Raw genomic sequence first — 16673 nt, forward strand, 5'->3', positions numbered from 1 at the left:
AGCGGCTGTTATCGAACGATCAGACATTCTGTCAATTGAAGCTCACCCTCCACTTCCCCTCACGCGTGGCTATATTGCAGTCAATTTTATGGAGAACGGACGGAGACGTCAGCGGTCGATCATGTTGCCTGGAAATCTATTGCATGGTAAGCAGGAATACCAAAAAGCCCTGCAAGCGATGAGAGACGCCGGTCTGTTGGACCAAGAATAGCCAGGCACTCTACCCAACACCCATTGCCACGACCTCTTTCAATCAAGAAGAATGCTCCACGCTGATCAAAGGATCGCCTGTATACGGCAATTGACACTTTGCCATAGTTGCCCCGGCGACGTGTGCTCCTATGGTGAACCTCGGTATTGAGGTGCACCCGGTCATGGTGCCAGTTGCAGAGTCAAAACCTGGCCACTTTCTGGGCCATAACGGCCTATCCTGAGAAGATCAAAAATGGCATCGGAGTGAAGCTTCCGTGTTGTCAATCATCAGCATACCCGACTGTTTGTCCGAAAAGCGGGCGCTGATGCGGCTGCAACTGGAGATTCCTGACGACGGCTGCTTTGTTGCAGTTGTGAAACCATGAAGCCAGTCCCAACGAAGATGATGCCAGATAGACGTTTTGTGCGATGAGGCCGGTATCGACAAAGTGGTAAGACTTCTGAATCTCGGGATCATAGAGTCCCGGTTCCTGATAGCCTGCAGTCTTGAATTTGTCGATATCGACGACATAGATCAAGCGAAGAGGAGCATTGGCACCCGCTTCTTCCTGTCCCGGGCCAATCGCCAGAGAGCGGATATCCCCCGCGATCACCGGAGTCAGCCGGTGAGATTCCGGCTCATACAAGTACGTCCCCTCCTCCATGGCAACATAAACACAAATCTCCTGAGAGTTACTCGCCGATGCCGCGGTTCGACCTGGGCCTCCAAAGGGTCCTTTGATACGGTTGATTCCCTGTGCGGCCCAGAGGATATCTGACAAAATCTGGAGTGAGATCTTGGTATCTTTGAATGATCTGGAGGTTCGCCTCATCTTGAGAGCTTCGAAGACCGTTGTACTCTGTCCAAAAGCCGGTTGAGGAAGCACAACGGGCTCCAAATCTCCAATCGCACGGTCCTTCATAATGGCTCCCCCTCAGCCCTCATTTTCGTCTTCTTATCACGTGACGGCTCAACATAGAAGAAAGCCTGCCTTCACCAGATGATGGTCCCAACACTTCACCAGGAAGGACCAATCAAACGGATTTCAGATTGGCTGCGGGATTCAGACATGACTTTCGCTCGATCGCCATGGAATATCATTTCCGAATCATCTTCGAGTCCCTTCATCACAGTGGAAATATATTCGGAAAGACCGATCCCTCTGAATTTGAGATGGGCGCGGTCGCGTCCTGCTTTGTTCAAATCGGTATCGACCATGGGCGGGACGATCTCAATGACTTTAACTGATGTCCCTTTAAGCTGCTGCCGCAGCACCAGAGAATAAGTATGAATCGCGGCTTTTGTTGCGCAGTAGATTGGCATATTGAGCATGGGCATGAACCCAAGCCCGGAACTCACATTGATGACCGCGGCTGAGGGTCTTTTCATCAGGTGGCCAATGAAGAGAGCGGTCAGTTCTACCGTCGCTATGAAATTTGTTGTAATCTCGTCTTCTCCGGATTTGAGGTCGTCATATCCTTTTTTGAGATCGATATATCTCTGTATCCCGGCGTTATTGACCAGAACGTCTAGGTCGGGGAAACGGCGAAGCACTTCCGCGGAGGAGTCTTCCTCTGCTGGGTATCACCAACATCACACGGCAGTGCTGTTATATCTGGGAATTTCTTGGCCACCGCTGAAAGCTTCGCTCCATCACGTCCGCATACGATCACCTTGCTTTCTGATCGACAAAAAGCCTCGGCAAGACCGAGCCCGATACCACTGGTGCCTCCGGTCACAAGAACGGTTCTTCCTGAAAGTCTCATGATTACTCCTCCACGCAAACCAGGATGTAGGCTTTACAGACTATCCCAAAAACATCGGTCATCACTGCAGCACTTCTTTCCAATCAACCGGGCGTCGTTTTCCGACGACGCCCTCCACCTAGCGAAATTCGATCTCCAACCGGTCATCATTGGAAAACAGGGAGATCGCCTTGACGATCTCCTGCAATCTGGCCTTCTGCAGCCGAATATCGAGAGTATTGAAGTCTTCAAAAAGGGATTGAATTTGCACGGGCACCCGCTCCACCGTATCGGTCTTGGCCTTGGCCTCTGCCATGATGGCGGTTAAGGTATCTACCTCGGCCTTCAGCTGGGCGATCTCTTCCCGCCTGACCTGGGAGACGGCCGTGTACTCGCCCTCCGTCAATATACCGCGGTCGAGCCGGTCAATGTCCTTGAGGACCAACTCCTGCAACTGGCTGATGCGCTTCTCAGCGGCTTTCAGTTCCTTCTGCCTGGTTTCGATGCTGTTGTGAGCCTGCGAGTCGCTTATGGATTTCTCCACCAGTTCCTTGACCTTGGCCGGATCGGAAAACTGTCCCAGGTAATCGAGGACGGCCTTCTCCAGCTTGTCGGCCACGTGGCCGTTGTAGAAGGAGCATTTCGCCCTGGATTTCTGGGCATTGGCACAGTAGTAGCACCTATAGGTGTATTTGCTAGTACGCGCTATCTTACCAATCATCGGGCCATGGCAGTGGCCGCACCGGGCGATGCCGGATAGGCGATAGGCTGAAGAATGCGTCTTACCCTTGGGGTTTCTCTTCGGAGGGCCAACCGTTCCTGGAGGGTTTGCCATTCCTCCGCCGTCAGGATTGGCGGGAAGAAAGCTTCCGCCTCCACGCCCCCGGTCATAAGGAATTGTAGCATGCGTTGATATTCGCGTCGATCAGTCTTCCGACCGGAAGCTATGTCGATGAATTGCCCGATAGGAAACAGTCCGTTGGTGTGGCAGTAGTCACGGAAGCGTGCCTGTTGCGTCTCAAGCCTGGAGTAATTTTCACCCGCTTGCTTGGTGCTGCTCACCCGGGCATAACAGACGGCTCGGAGGTTCGAATCCTCTCTCCCCGACCATCAATCTTCCCCTTCACCAATCAATACCGCGGCGGTCTTTCTAAGCGGTAAATCAGCCGGCAATTCAATTGCGGAGAAGGGGCTTTCCGGTTCTTCACTCTCGAATATGATCTCAAGCCCAACGTTTGTGCGGCCAAATATGCCGGTTCGGGCATCTCCCTTTAGACTCACCTTGGTTGGGTTAAGAAGATTGGCAATGATCTGCCATGCTCCTCTCATAATCCGCTCCAGACGGGGCATGAGGGTATTCCTGATCCACGAAGCAGTTGATTTAAGGGGATTGCTTGGCTGTGGCGAAGTTTGAGAAATGACTCTGGGTTGTGTTTGGAGCAGAATGGGTTGTACTGCCCCCAGATAGACCTGAAACTCTTCGACCTCAGTCTCCAGAGATTGAAGTGAAATCAGAAAGAAAATGCAGTATCGCGATGCGTCATGACCATTACGGCCTTTTGCCTTTGCTTTGAGTTGGCTCAAGCATTCCTGTGCTCGGTTGACTTGCTCGACGGATGTTCGCCTGAATTCCCTTGCTCGCTCATTCAAAAACGGGTCTCGACGGTCAGTGACGCTGATGAAATTACTTAACTCAAAGGATTGAGATATCTGTTCTTTGAGGACCCCCAGTTGTTCGTTTACTCGTTCGATATCCCTGAGGAGATATTCTTGAGATAACATGATTCCTCCTTGTCCCTCCCCCAAAGGAAGGGTTTGGCTGATTGACTGTTGCAGCCGTTATCGAGAGTGTATTCGTGGTTGCATATTGTTGCCCCTCAATCGCTGGTTCGGACTTCGGCGACGACACGCCCGGGTTGCGCTGCCATACAGTCGTTAATCTGCTGTCTGGTCTCCTCTATTTTTTGGGCCAGATACTTGTCGATATCTTCCCTGACCTGAACTATCGACTGCATTGCTTTTCTGACTGCTTCTGCCTGTATTTCATTCGCTTTCTGTTTTGCTTGCCAGAGAATTCCGGCGGCTTTCTCCCTGGCTCTCTCTTCGGCCTCCGTTTGTGCCTTGATGATAATCTTATCTACCTGTTCTCGGGCATCCTTTAACAACCTGTTGGCTTCCAGCTCTGCCTTCAGCCTCAGTGCGGAAGATGACTCTTCTGTTTGGCAGTCTGCAGTTTCTTTTAGTATCGAAGGTCCTAGCTGTGCCCCTTTGCGGATTTCTGTTTCGTTGCTGGCTGTGCTATTTGGGATTTCTGCCACCTGCTTTTGCTCGGCAATGTTTATGCCCATTCTTTTCTCTATTTCCGGTTTGGCATACTCCTTTTCCATCAGGTCTCTCAGCCGCTGCCCCAGTTCTCCGCTGGTGATTTCCTGAGGCTTTCTTCTGGGATGTGGTGTCTGCCATGCCGCATCTGATACCTGGGTCTTAATTCCTCGATATTGCGTCTGATTAGCTCCTGTCCCAACTGGGGAATAAGCTAGAGAGATGCCAGCAGAACCGTATTCTTGATTCTTATCTCGTTTCCAAATTGACATGGTATCTTCTCTTGGCCTGATAATGATCGGCTCGGCCTTTTCCTGCCAAAAGGGCAAGTATTGCGTTAAACTCCGGGGGAAATCAGGGTAATCCCTCTGTGTAAATGCATGCTAGCACACTCGTATCAAGAGGCAAATAGCACAAAAGTCACCCCTCGACGAAGCTGACTTGGGTGGGTTGCCGGCGCAATGCGGACGATAGGTGAGAAAATAGTCCCATCGCACCAATATGGAGAGAGGTTGCGGTTGTTGCCTCACCATGGCCTGAAGAAAATCCAGTCAAAAAGAAAATGCTCCCAGAATTTCATTATGTCTCTGCCGGACGTGATAACTGTGCTTCCATGTTCGATATATATGATTATTGGGGATTACCCCCACGGACAATTAGTGGCAGTACTGTTTCTCCATTGCATACGGATTGATAAAATGAGGCTGAATACCCTGCAATTGAACAGGATATCCCGTCTACTGCGGAGATGGTTGCTTGCCGGGATCCCTTTGATGGTATGCAGAGATGGGTGCAGAGGGGTGATATTATCGTGATGACAAGAACTGTTTTGGCGAACAAGCCCATGCATGTGGAATCAACCGCGGAGGACAAAATAATACGGGATATAATCAGGTGAGACCATGAAGCTAGTCATAATTGAAGATGACCCGGAGATAATTCACTGTGTTTCCCGCGCTTTGGATCTCCAATGGCCGGAAGCCAGGATTCTTTCTGCCAACCTGGGGCTTGCCGGCATTGATCTGGTCGAAAAGGAGGTCCCCGATATCGTCCTTCTTGATATTGGCCTGCCGGATATCGATGGTTTTGAAGTCTGCCGCCGCATCCGCCTTTTCTCGGAGGTGCCGGTGGTCATGCTGACCGCCAGGGATGATGAATCCGACAAGATCGAGGGCCTGGATGTGGGGGCTGATGATTACATTACCAAACCGTTCAGCCGTGGCGAGCTTATCGCCCGGTTGAAGGCATTGCTGCGGCGCTCAGTAATGATGCCAGGACATGAGCAATCAAAGGACATCCTCGTTGCGGGAAGAGTTCGGATCGATTTTGCTGCTCGCCAGGTATCTGCAGATGGGGATGAAGTCAAGCTAACGCCAACAGAGTACAATCTGCTTTATCTTCTGGCCAAAAACCGGGGGCAGACGATATCCAATCGAGTAATCCTCGAGAGGGTATGGGGGGCAGATTACACCGATGCTAACGACTACCTCAAGGTATACATCCAACGCCTCCGGGTAAAGTTGGGGGATGAGCTTCAAAACCCGCTGTTGATCCTCTCAGACAGGGGCGATGGATATCAACTTTCTAACCTTCGGGAAGAAGACACGCTGTCTCTTCAGACTCGATAATATAGGAAACTCTTGCGATAAGGGGCCACTCAATGTTTTTTGGAGCTGCCAAAGATCAATCCTTAGTTTGCAGCTGGATGCAGTTACGTCCAGGCGTTGAATGGCTTGGAAGGGATATATGAAAAAGGGATTACCGAAAAAAAACAAGCAACTGGACGCACAGAATAGGGAACGCCAGTCAAAGATTGACGAAATAGACAGAGCCCATTGTGAGGGGTTGCTCAATAGCATGGCCGATGCCCTTGTTGTGGTTGATCCGGAGGGAAAAGTGATCATCTGTAATGAGGCCTATCTGGGAATGGTGGGTGCAAAAAAGGATGAGGTCGTGGGAGTGTCGATCAAAGAGTCGGTCAGCACGTTGGGGCTGGCTCGTCCTGATGAGTTGGAGATAGGCCTTTCCAAGCTAGAACAAAGCAGGTCTGATGCTCAACCAGGAAACTACGAGATGCCCATTTTCACCAGAAGTGGGGAGCCTCGTACCCTATCCATTTCATCCAGCATGGTGAGAATCCCAGAAGGCCGACCATCGATGATATTGCTGATGATGAGAGATATTACCGAGCGCAAGCAAATGGAGAAGGCGCTTCAGGAAAGCAACCAACAACTGAGCGAACAGAATGAAGAATTACGCGCTGTAGAAGAGGCGCTTAAATTAGGAGTCATTGAGATAGATAAGGCCCGGGTCTATAGCGAGGGGTTGCTGGGCAGCATGTCCGATGCCCTTGCTGTTATTGATGTCAATGGAACGCTGATCGATGTTAATGATGCCTATTTAAAAATGTTGGGCTTTTCTAAGAGAGAGGATGTTGTGGGGTTGCCGGCCCTGCAAGTGATGAGTGAGGTGGCTGATGCGGTTGAGGTGGAGAAGGCTTACGCCAGTATACAGGAAGCCGTAGCCGGGCAGCCGGTGGGACATAAAGAGATGACTTTCACCCTTAAAAATGGCACTACTGTCATAACGTCCACTTCAACCAGTGTGGTAAAAAATACCGCAGGCGATCCGCTGTTGATGTTTGGAGTGCTCAGAGATATCACCGAGGACAAGATGATAGAACAGGCACTCCAGGAGAATGAAGAGAAGCATCGCCATCTGTTCGATACAATGGCTCAGGGCGTTATTTATCAAAACACCGCCGGAGAGATCACCTCCATCAATCCGGCCGGGGAAAGAATCATTGGATTGACCCTGGACCAAATGAAAGGTCTCACTCCGATTGATCCCAGATGGAAAACCCTTCATGAAGACGGCAGCGATTTTCCAAGAGAGACTCACCCGGCAAGTGTTTCCCTGCAAACGGGTAAACCTGCCAATGACGTCATCATGGGCGTTTTTCATCCGGCTGACGGGCAATACCATTGGATATCCATCAGCGCCGTGCCCCAGTTCAAGCCGGGCGAAGACAAGCCCTACCAGGCCTATACCACCTTTACCGATATCACCGAGCGTAAGCGGGCGGAGGAGGCCCTCAGAGAGAATGAGCGTTTCGTTACCTCCACACTCAATGATTTGATTACATACGCCGCCGTATTGAAACCGGATGGAGAGATTATTTTTTCAAACAATACGGGCCTGAAGCTTATCGGGAAATCGATTGAACAAGTCAGGGGAATGAAGTTCTACGATATGGACTGGTGGGCATATTCCCAGGATGCGCAAAGGCTGATAAAGGGAGATTTGGAACGCTGCGCATCGGGGGAAAAGGTGTTTCGCGAAGTTCAGGTCTATACTCTGAATGGGAATATCTGGATCGATTTCAGTATCCATCCTGTTTTCGGTGAAAACGGGGACGTAAAATACCTGATACCGGAGGGACGGGATGTCACCGAGAGTAAGCGGGTCAGGGACGCGCTGCGCGAGAGTGAAGAGAAGCATCGCCATCTGTTCGATACAATGGCTCAGGGCGTCGTTTATCATGATAGCACTGGAAAGATCACATCCGCCAATCCAGCCGCGGAAAGAATCATTGGATTGACCCTGGATCAAATGCAAGGGCGCACTCCGATCGACCCCGGATGGAAAACCCTCCATGAAGATGGCACCGATTTTCCCGGAGCCACTCATCCGGCAACGGTTTCACGGCGAACCGGTAAACCCGTCAATAACGTCATCATGGGCGTTTTCAATCCGGCTGATGAGCAATACCACTGGATATCCGTCAGCGCCGTTCCACAGTTCAACCCGGGCGAAGACAAGCCATGCCAGGTCTATACGACCTTCACAGATATCACCGAGCGCAAGCGGATGGAGCAGGAATTAGCGGAAAAAAACAGGCAACTGGATTTGAAGAATGCGGACCTTCAACTGAGGATTGACGAGATATCAAAAGCAAGAGCCTACAGCGTAAATTTGCTCAGCAACATGGTCGATGGCTTTGTGGTGGTTGACATGAAGGGAACGCTGATTGATGTCAATGACGCCTACTTGAAAATGTTGGGCTTTTCAAAGAGAGAAGAGGTTGTGGGATTGCCGGCTATACAAGTGATGAGCATGGTGGCTGAGCCTTCGGAGGTGGAGAAGGCTGCTGTCGCTTTGCAGGAAATCATAGCCGGGAAAGAGGGAATTCTTGGGGAAATGGCTTTCACCCCCAGAGGCGGCAGTCCTATACTAGTATCCAGTTCGAATAGTCTGATAAGAGATGCCGCAGGCGCGCCGATGTTCACCTTCGGTGTTTTGAGAGATATCACCGAGCGTAAACAGATGGAGGATACTTTACGCAAGAGCGAAAAGCAACTGCGGGAAGTATCCTCCAAACTTCCCGGAATTGTTTTCCAGTTCTACGCCCGTTCGGACGGAAAAATGGGACTGTATTACGTTAGCGACCAGGCAGAACAGATATTTGGTCTGAAACCGAATCTGCTCATGTTTTTTGAGGATTTCGCAGATGCGGTTCTTCCTGAGTACCGTGATAGCTTCCTGAAGTCAATTGAAAAAGCTGTCCGTGAAGTCACCCAATGGAGATTTGACGGGGCCTTGCGGAAGCCTTCGGGAGAAATCAAGTGGTTCTCCGGGAATTCCACTCCTGACCAACGCGAAGATGAGGTTGTCTTCAATGGGGTAATACTCGATATCACCGAGCGCAAGCTGGCGGAGGCGCAACTGAAAGAATCGGAGAACCTGTATTCGAGCATGGCCAATAACTCGCAAGTCGGCGTCTATATTGTCCAGGATGGAAAGTTTGTGTTTGTTAACCCTCAATTTCAAAAGAATACCGGCTTTACCGAGGAGGAACTTCTGGGCAAGCACCCTTTGGAACTGGTTCATCCCGCTGATAAAGAAGTGGTGAGGGGGAAGGTGATTGAGACCCTTAAGGGGGAGTCTGGGTCTTCATACGAATACAGGCTCACTACCAAAGACGGGGAGCCCAGAGTGTTTCTGGAGACCATCTCTTCAATTCAGTATAACGGGAAACGGGCGGCTCTGGTCAGCCAGATGGATATCACCGAGCGCAAACGGGCGGAGGAAGTTCAGGAAAAGGCAGCCAGTGAATGGAGCGCAACTTTTGACTCCATTACGGATTTGATTTCGGTTCAGGATAAAGATTTCAGACTGGTAAGGGTTAATAAGGCTTATGCCGAAGCATTCAAGACGAGCCCGGGAGAGCTTGTCGGCAAGGTTTGCCATCAGATAGTTCATAAAACCGATAAACCCTGTCACAATTGCCCTCATCAACGCACACTGGTTACCCAAAAAACAGAGCGGCTGGAATTATTTGAGCCCACCATGGGGATTTATCTTGATATCTCCACAGCCCCTCTGTTTGATGATAAGGGAGACGTAATTGGCTCTACCCATATCGCCAGGGATATCACCAAGCGGAAGCTGATGGAGCAGGAAATACAGGAAAGGAGCCAGCAGCTGGGGATTGTGAACGAGAAACTTCATACAGAGATCGCCGATCACAAGAGAACGCAGGAAGAAATTGAAAAGGCCAATAGCCAGCTTGAACAGGCGATCCTGAATGCCAATGAAATGGCCTCTAAGGCAGAAGCGGCAAGTCATGCCAAGAGTGATTTTCTGGCCAGAATGAGCCACGAGATCCGCACCCCCATGAATGCCATTCTGGGCATGGCAGAGTTGCTGAGCGGTACTGACCTTATACCAGAGCAACAGCAATATGTTAGTACCTTCCAGTCGGCTGGAGAGAACCTTTTGGGAGTGATCAATGATATCCTGGATATCTCCAAAGTGGAGGCCGGGCACCTGGAGCTGGAAAAAACCGATTTCGATTTCCGGGAACTCCTCGAGAGCCTGGGCGATGTGATGGCTGTCCGGGCTCACGGGAAGTCCATTGAATTGACTCAATACATTGCCCCGGATGTTCCCACTGCATTGATTGGAGACCCGACACGCTTGCGGCAAATATTTACCAACCTTATCGGAAACGCCATCAAATTCACTGCTGAAGGCGGCATACTGGTTGAGGTGAAAGTTTCCGATGACAAATCGGTGGAGACAAAGCCTGATGAGATCGAATTGCTCTGTTCGGTGTCCGACACCGGAATCGGGATTGGGCCGGCATATCTGGCTAATATGTTCCAGCCTTTTACGCAGGCTGATGCCTCGACCACTCGCAAACACGGGGGAACCGGGCTCGGTTTGGCCATTGCCAAGCAGTTGACCGAGCTGATGGAAGGGCGCATCTGGGCTGAGAGCGAAGTGGGCCACGGAACCAAGTTTAATTTCACAGTCAGGTTTGGTGTGCAAAACACCAAGTCCACAAAACGTGCTCAGCCACCCCCGCTTAATCTGCAAGGAGTGCGGGTGCTGATAGTAGATGACACCGCTACCAATCGGATGATTTTGAACAAAATGGTTTCAGAGCTGGGCGCCAGGGTGGTGGAGGCGGAAGACGGCGAACAAGGATTTGCTGAATACCAGCGGGCCCGTCTGGATTCCGATCCGTATCGGCTGGTGCTGCTGGATTGCCGCATGCCCGGAACGGATGGGTTTCAGATGATGGAGAAGATCAAGGGAGAAACCCGTGATCGGAACACCGTTATCATGATGCTCACTTCGGATAACCGGCAGGGAGACATCACCCGGGCCAAAGAAATGGGGATCGATAGATACCTTATCAAGCCGGTCAAGCGCCAAGACCTTTTGGCATCCATTGCCGATAGCCTCGGACGAGCCAAGACCACGGAAACCCTCGATTCCGCCAAGCAGAAGAGCGAGGCTAACGCTGAGTTTCTTGAGGCTTTGCGGATTTTGCTGGTTGAGGACAATGCCGATAATCGCCTGCTGGTCCAATCGTTTCTGAAGAAGACCCCTTACCAGATAGACACGGCTGAAAATGGAGAAATCGCTGTGGAAAGGTTCAAAGCCACAGACTATGATCTGGTGCTGATGGATATTCAAATGCCCGTAATGGATGGTTATACGGCCACCGGCGAGATACGGAAATGGGAAAAGGCGCAGGGGCGCGATTCAACGCCTATCATTGCGCTCACTGCTCATGCGGCCAGAGAAGACGAGCTAAAGAGTCTGCAAATGGGATGTACGGCTCATCTGACCAAGCCGATCAAGAAGGCGCATCTGCTGGATGCCATCCTCGGATATGCCCACAATACACGCAAAACGGAAGATAAAAGTGGAGCAAGCCCGATTGATCCGGCGGGGAAAGAGGATCAAGGCGCGGGCCCAGTCTCTGAGTTAGGGAAGCCCTTATGAACTGGTGCAGGATTCCTCCTGCCGGGGCTTTAGAGCCTGCCCTGAGCTTGCCGAAGGGGGTGTCCCCGAAATCTTCTTTCTTCCCCCCAAGAATGGGGGTCAGGGGGTTGAACTGAACCTGGTCAGAGTTTTTTCTATCACAACCGCAATGGAGCCCAAAGACACAGATAGGGCTCACGGTAACCGCAATATACCATCATGAATATAGTGAATCGGAGGTGCCAAAATGGTCCAACCCACGGCTGCCAATCAGGGTGAAAAGATCACCATAATTGTAGAAAAAGACCTCGAAGATCTCGTCCCGGGGTTTCTGAAAAACCGAAGGTCCGATGTCAAAGCAATGACTGAGGCGCTGGCTCAGGGCGATTTCGATAAGATCAGAATCCTGGGCCACTCCATGAAAGGATCCGGCGGTGGATACGGATTTGACGCTGTTACGGATATCGGGAGAGCGATTGAGATTGCTGCAAAGGAGAGCGCAACAGAAGATCTGCAGAAATGGATCAGGGAGCTTGATGTCTATTTGGACCGGATAACGGTGGTTTATGAGTAATGCTGAAACCAGGCCGCTCATCGTCAGCATCGATGATGATGAGGACATTCTGGCCCTCACCCGCAAGTTTCTGATGGACAGCGGCTATGATGTGATTACGACGACCGATGCCGTCGAAGGGCTGGAGAAGATCAGTCAGGCTAAGCCCAGTCTGATACTGCTGGATGTGGTGATGCCGAAGATGAACGGCTATCAAGTTTGCGCTGCCCTTCGCCAGAACGACGAAACGGTGAATATACCGGTAGTGTTTCTCACCGCGCAGAAAGAAGAGCAGGATAAGGCCAGAGCCTTTGCCGTCGGCGCTGTGGATTACCTGGTGAAACCGGTGAGCAAGGGTAAACTGCTTCAGACTGTGGAGGCGCACCTGGCAACCGGCAAGCGATGGAAGCAGTTATCTGACGGGCCTTCGCCATGGGAGGGAGGCTTATCTTCCCGCAGTTTCATCAGTTTCAAGGAGTCACTGTTTCTTCAATTGGACCTGAAACCGGAACAGAAATACCAACTTTCAAGCGTGCGTTTCTCGGATATCTATTCGTCGGCGTCCAAGGTTGGCATCGCTGCTGCTGCAATCGCCCGTCACATGGCTGATTTCCTGGGGGTTCCGTATGTGACCCATATCAATCCGGATAGCATCGAACTCGGGGTATTGGCTCCGGCGTTCTGCAAATCCTATCACGTGGTGCCCATCAGAGACGAGGATGGTTTGCAGGCCTTCCTCATGAGTAATCCATTTGATCTTCAGTTGATGGATACCCTGAAAGGATTGGGTGGCTCCAATAGTGGATTAAGGATTCTCCTCTCAGATCCGGAGAATATCGAGATGCTGGTTGGAAATCCTGGGGCGGCATCCGGTGCGAATGTCAAAATATCCAGGCCCGATCTTTCAAAGCAGGGTCAGAGCCCCCGAAAACCGGAGGAGCAGTCGATTCCGGATCTCGCCAACAGCATTCTTGAGCGGGCGGTTGCCAGCAGAGCCAGCGATATTCATATCGAGCCTAAGGAGTCTCGAACCCTTATCCGAATTCGAGTGGATGGCGATCTGCAGGATATCCTCTCTCTGGCCAAAGAAACGGGCGTTCAGGTGATCTCCCGGATGAAAGTCATCGGCGATATGAATATCGCTGAGATGCACAAGCCACAGGACGGATCCTTCATGCAGGTAGTGAATGAGCGTACCTTCAATTTCAGATTGTCCACTACTTCCACTCCATATGGGGAGAGTCTGGTTACGCGATTGCTGGAGCCCTACGCGGAACCTAAAGGATTAACGCAGTTGGGGATGACAGACGCGCAAGTCTCTACCATCAAAGCCTTGGCTACCCGAAGTGCGGGATGCATCCTGGTGGTTGGACCTACTGGTTCCGGAAAGACGACTACTGTACTAAACGTCTTGCATGTCACCGATTACAAATCTCGCAGCGTCATTTCGGCAGAGGATCCGGTGGAATATCGCATTCCCTTTGTCAATCAACAACAGGTGAGCGAAAAGGCGGGAGTCACTTTTGAGGCATTGCTGAAGGCCGTGGTCCGGCAAGATCCGGATATCCTGTTCGTGGGAGAAATAAGGGACCCGTATTCTGCGAAGGTTGCCCTGGACTTTGCCAGCACTGGCCATTTGACCATCAGTACCATGCACACCTCCAACGCCACTACTGCCATCACCCGCATGGAGCGGCTGGGGATACCGAGAGAGGTGATAGCCCAAAACGTCAATGCGGTGATTGCACAGAGGCTTATTCGCAAGCTCTGCGACGGATGCAAAAAAGTGGAGCCGATGACCCCGGAAGAGATAGAGATGATGACCCCTTTTACCAATGTGCTTCCCAAGACCGTGGCGCATCCTGTGGGCTGCTCAAAGTGCAATCATACCGGATTCTATGGCCGCGAAGGGATACAAGAGATACTTGCTTTTGATCCGGTCATCTCTGAGATGGTGCGAGACGGAGTGCCGATTTCGGAAATCAGGGCCTTCTCTCATAGCCGTGGGGACTATATGATTGGCGACCATGCCTTGCAGAAGATGGAGAAGCTGATCTTCTGCCCCAAGGATGTTTATGAAAAGGTCCTGATTGAGGAGATTCGGCTTCAGGACTCACCTGCCCAAACGCGCACAGTAAGAGCGGAGGTTCCATCGATGGCCGCAAGGGTTGGTGGGGCAGATATCGATGATGAGGCTAAATCAACCGTTGCAGTCAGCCCTCCATTAGTAGCTGCAGCACAACCGAAGTCCATCCTGGTGGTTGATGACGATGAAGATACCCGAAACCTTCTCTCTCTTCTTTTGACCAAACAGGGATATATCGTAGAAGTGGCCTCCGACGGCATCGATGCGATGATGTCGCTGAGTAAGTCGCGGCATGACCTGGTAATGTCCGATGTCAACATGCCCAATCTGGACGGGTTCAAGCTGCTGGAGGTCATGAGCCAGAAGGGAATCAACGTCCCGGCCATCCTTCTCACGTCTCGAGAAAGCGCCAGCGATGAGGAGAAAGGCATGCTGCTGGGCGCATTTGACTATATTCGCAAGCCTATCAACAAGGAAATCCTGCTCATGCGGGTGGGAAGAGTGTTCCAGCGCAGATGAAAAAGAACCCTTGATGAGTCCCAGACCAAGTGGTGCAGGATTCCTCCTGCCGGGGGCTTGGGGGTGTCCCCCAAATTCCTTAATCTTCCCCCAAGAGTGGGGGTCAGGGGGTTGATCCAATTGCCTATAACTGAGGGGATTCGGATTCGAAAAGGGTCAGTAGAGCGAAAGCCAGAATCACGACGCCTGTGCTCAACGAGGCGTCTGCGATATTGAAAGACGGCCAGTGATAGCCCCCCCAGAGTCGAACATCTAGAAAGTCAGTCACAGCCCCAAATCGAAAGCGATCCACCAGGTTGCCTATGGCCCCACCCAATACCAATCCCATCCCCAGCCGAAACGGCCAGCCTCTCCGGGAAAGGTGGTGAAAGTAAAGCCAGACCATCATTACTGCTACGACACAGGCCACAATCGTAAGGAACGTGGTGTCCAATCCCAGGCCAAAAACCGCACCTTCGTTGGTGGAAAAGGTTAAGCGGAATTTTCCATCGGCGGGAATGGACTGGCCGAGGGTCATGTGCGCTCTGATCAGACTCTTGGTGATCTGATCGCTGATGAGGACGGCCGCTGCTGTTGACAGGAACAACAGGTGTTTGCTCAGTTTGATCTTCAGAGTGTTTGTCATAAACTGTCCCCGGGGGTGTCTGGTTAATGATGCTGCCCCGTAACTCCCTTCGACGGGCTCAGGGCGAACGGAGAAAAAGGTGTCCCGTTCTTGGTGAGCCTGTCGAACCATGAACGCAGGTATAATGCCCTTCTCTATTGGCAAATGCTATGACGACTTTCCTGCTTGCAACAGAAGCCCGACCCTCTCAACGATCTCAGGCAGGGTCTTTCCTGTTTGCCCCTGGATGAGATAATCCGATATGTTTTCGTGGGTGAGGGAGGTGGGCTCTGCATTTATCTCAATCACTTTGGCGTTCTGTTTGCCCATTTCCCTCGTTATCCTGGGCAGAGCGGCAAAGGGGTACACCACTGCCGAGGTTCCGCAGATGAGCATCAGATCGCATTTCAGGGCCTCATCCCTTGCCATCTCCATCACATCGGAGGGGATCGGTTCAGTGAAATGCACCACGTCCAGCTTGATGATCCCGCCACATCCGCAACGAGGCGGCAAGTCTTCCAGCGAAATCAGATCGAGTTCAAACCTTGAGCCACACGAGGCGCATCTTGCCTTATGGACCGTGCCGTGGTAGTGAATCACATTCTTGCTGCCTGCTTTCTCATGCAGCCCATCGACGTTCTGAGTGACGATGCATTTGACAATCCCCAGGTTTTCAAGCGCTGCCAGAGCATGGTGGCCGGGGTTTGGTTCGGAGTCCCTGATATCCCTGAAAAACGTGGCATAGAGGCTGTCACTGTCGGAAACCTCCTCCCAGTAAGCCTTCGGGTCTTTCAGGAACAGACCATATCGCTCGTAAGCTTTGGCTTCTGCTTGCCTGTTGGTAGTCCAAAGCCCTTGCGGACCCCTGAAGTCCTGTATTCCTGATTCAGTGGATATACCGGCGCCGGTTAAGACGATGGCGTACTGGCTGCCGATGAGATCGGCGGCTGCTCGCTCGATTGGATTTGCCGCAGGTTCATTCCCCGGGTCACGCAATTTACATTCCCCTCATAAACTCAGGCCGGAGCAGGGCCGGGTCTTTGGTTGCCAGAACCCTCTCCACTTCCTTCATCATCCGGTCTTTATCCCGGGGCAGCGTCCCCCGGATCGAGAGATAGTTCGAGGCATGCATGGAGCTGAAGAAACAATCGCTGAAGCTGGAGTTTTCCATCATGATCTTGAGCTCCTCCAGCGATCGGAAAGGGGTAATGGGATGAAACTCGCCCCTTTTGCCTTCCTCGTGAAGAGGAGTGCCGGGGATGAATGTCAGGGTTAACGCTCCGGCATAGGCTGGATCTATCTCCGTCAAAATGCGTGCCGTTGCCAGGGCGTGCTTATCGCTTTCCTCAATCCCGCCAAGTCCCAGAATTACT

General features: G+C 51.6%; 14 protein-coding genes and 1 pseudogene. 5 read left to right on the forward strand and 10 right to left on the reverse strand.

From position 1 onward, the window contains the following. On the forward strand, positions 1–211 hold a 211-nt coding region (locus PHV74_09745), incomplete at its 5' end, for a phosphoribosylaminoimidazolesuccinocarboxamide synthase (protein ID MDD5094647.1). A 262-nt stretch (positions 212–473) separates the two neighbouring features. On the opposite strand, the gene PHV74_09750 is transcribed toward PHV74_09745, so the two are convergent. The 7 genes and pseudogenes from PHV74_09750 to PHV74_09780 all read right to left on the reverse strand — a co-directional run bounded on the left by PHV74_09750 (position 474) and on the right by PHV74_09780 (position 4532). Next, a complete protein-coding gene (locus PHV74_09750; GenBank protein MDD5094648.1) occupies positions 474–1115 on the reverse strand; it encodes a nitroreductase family protein in 642 nt (213 codons plus the stop codon). A gap of 95 nt (positions 1116–1210) precedes the next feature. After that, positions 1211–1747 (reverse strand): SDR family NAD(P)-dependent oxidoreductase, encoded by a 537-nt coding sequence (locus PHV74_09755; protein MDD5094649.1) that lies wholly within the window; start codon positions 1745–1747, stop codon positions 1211–1213. Further along, positions 1723–1959: an SDR family NAD(P)-dependent oxidoreductase gene (locus PHV74_09760; protein MDD5094650.1), complete on the reverse strand. Its 237-nt coding sequence runs from the start codon at positions 1957–1959 to the stop codon at positions 1723–1725. The genes PHV74_09755 and PHV74_09760 overlap by 25 nt, the downstream gene beginning before the upstream one ends. 118 nt (positions 1960–2077) lie before the next feature. Then, positions 2078–2659: a zinc ribbon domain-containing protein gene (locus tag PHV74_09765; GenBank protein ID MDD5094651.1), complete on the reverse strand. Its 582-nt coding sequence runs from the start codon at positions 2657–2659 to the stop codon at positions 2078–2080. Next, positions 2656–3006: pseudogene (locus tag PHV74_09770) on the reverse strand (recombinase family protein). The gene PHV74_09765 and the pseudogene PHV74_09770 overlap by 4 nt, the downstream one beginning before the upstream one ends. A gap of 42 nt (positions 3007–3048) precedes the next feature. Further along, positions 3049–3720: a hypothetical protein gene (locus PHV74_09775; protein ID MDD5094652.1), complete on the reverse strand. Its 672-nt coding sequence runs from the start codon at positions 3718–3720 to the stop codon at positions 3049–3051. Positions 3721–3815: 95 nt separating this feature from the next. Further along, the gene (locus PHV74_09780) at positions 3816–4532 is read right to left on the reverse strand and encodes a hypothetical protein (protein MDD5094653.1); all 717 of its coding nucleotides are present in this window, start codon (positions 4530–4532) and stop codon (positions 3816–3818) included. 630 nt (positions 4533–5162) lie between these two features. Here PHV74_09780 and PHV74_09785 point away from each other — a divergent pair. The 4 genes from PHV74_09785 (at position 5163) to PHV74_09800 (ending at position 14696) form a co-directional block, all read left to right on the forward strand. Continuing rightward, positions 5163–5888 (forward strand): response regulator transcription factor, encoded by a 726-nt coding sequence (locus PHV74_09785; protein ID MDD5094654.1) that lies wholly within the window; start codon positions 5163–5165, stop codon positions 5886–5888. Between the two features lie 118 nt (positions 5889–6006). Then, a complete protein-coding gene (locus PHV74_09790; protein MDD5094655.1) occupies positions 6007–11559 on the forward strand; it encodes a PAS domain S-box protein in 5553 nt (1850 codons plus the stop codon). Between the two features lie 226 nt (positions 11560–11785). Continuing rightward, positions 11786–12112 carry an Hpt domain-containing protein gene (locus tag PHV74_09795; GenBank protein MDD5094656.1) on the forward strand — a complete coding sequence of 109 codons (327 nt, stop codon included), beginning with the start codon at positions 11786–11788 and terminating at the stop codon, positions 12110–12112. Then, a complete protein-coding gene (locus PHV74_09800; protein MDD5094657.1) occupies positions 12105–14696 on the forward strand; it encodes an ATPase, T2SS/T4P/T4SS family in 2592 nt (863 codons plus the stop codon). Before PHV74_09795 ends, PHV74_09800 begins: the two co-directional genes overlap by 8 nt. Positions 14697–14820: 124 nt before the next feature. Here PHV74_09800 and lspA read toward each other — a convergent pair whose 3' ends face one another. The 3 genes from lspA to PHV74_09815 form a co-directional block, all read right to left on the reverse strand. Beyond that, the gene (gene lspA / locus PHV74_09805; protein MDD5094658.1) at positions 14821–15321 is read right to left on the reverse strand and encodes a signal peptidase II; all 501 of its coding nucleotides are present in this window, start codon (positions 15319–15321) and stop codon (positions 14821–14823) included. Positions 15322–15468: 147 nt separating this feature from the next. Continuing rightward, complete coding sequence (locus PHV74_09810) at positions 15469–16296, reverse strand: NAD-dependent deacylase (GenBank protein ID MDD5094659.1); 828 nt, start codon at positions 16294–16296, stop codon at positions 15469–15471. A gap of 1 nt (position 16297) precedes the next feature. Then, the coding region (locus PHV74_09815; protein MDD5094660.1) for a radical SAM protein at positions 16298–16673 on the reverse strand (376 nt) is incomplete at its 5' end.

The sequence above is a fragment of the Dehalococcoidia bacterium genome (genome assembly GCA_028711995.1).
GTDB lineage: Bacteria > Chloroflexota > Dehalococcoidia > SZUA-161 > SpSt-899 > JAQTRE01.

Coding starts and splice junctions, on each gene's coding strand:
- PHV74_09800 (MDD5094657.1), top strand. CDS start 12,105: ATGAGTAATGCTGAAACCAGGCCGCTCATCGTCAGCATCGATGATGAT.
- PHV74_09780 (MDD5094653.1), bottom strand. CDS start 4,532: ATGTCAATTTGGAAACGAGATAAGAATCAAGAATACGGTTCTGCTGGC.
- PHV74_09795 (MDD5094656.1), top strand. CDS start 11,786: ATGGTCCAACCCACGGCTGCCAATCAGGGTGAAAAGATCACCATAATT.
- PHV74_09750 (MDD5094648.1), bottom strand. CDS start 1,115: ATGAAGGACCGTGCGATTGGAGATTTGGAGCCCGTTGTGCTTCCTCAA.
- PHV74_09760 (MDD5094650.1), bottom strand. CDS start 1,959: ATGAGACTTTCAGGAAGAACCGTTCTTGTGACCGGAGGCACCAGTGGT.
- PHV74_09785 (MDD5094654.1), top strand. CDS start 5,163: ATGAAGCTAGTCATAATTGAAGATGACCCGGAGATAATTCACTGTGTT.
- lspA (MDD5094658.1), bottom strand. CDS start 15,321: ATGACAAACACTCTGAAGATCAAACTGAGCAAACACCTGTTGTTCCTG.
- PHV74_09775 (MDD5094652.1), bottom strand. CDS start 3,720: ATGTTATCTCAAGAATATCTCCTCAGGGATATCGAACGAGTAAACGAA.
- PHV74_09790 (MDD5094655.1), top strand. CDS start 6,007: ATGAAAAAGGGATTACCGAAAAAAAACAAGCAACTGGACGCACAGAAT.
- PHV74_09765 (MDD5094651.1), bottom strand. CDS start 2,659: ATGATTGGTAAGATAGCGCGTACTAGCAAATACACCTATAGGTGCTAC.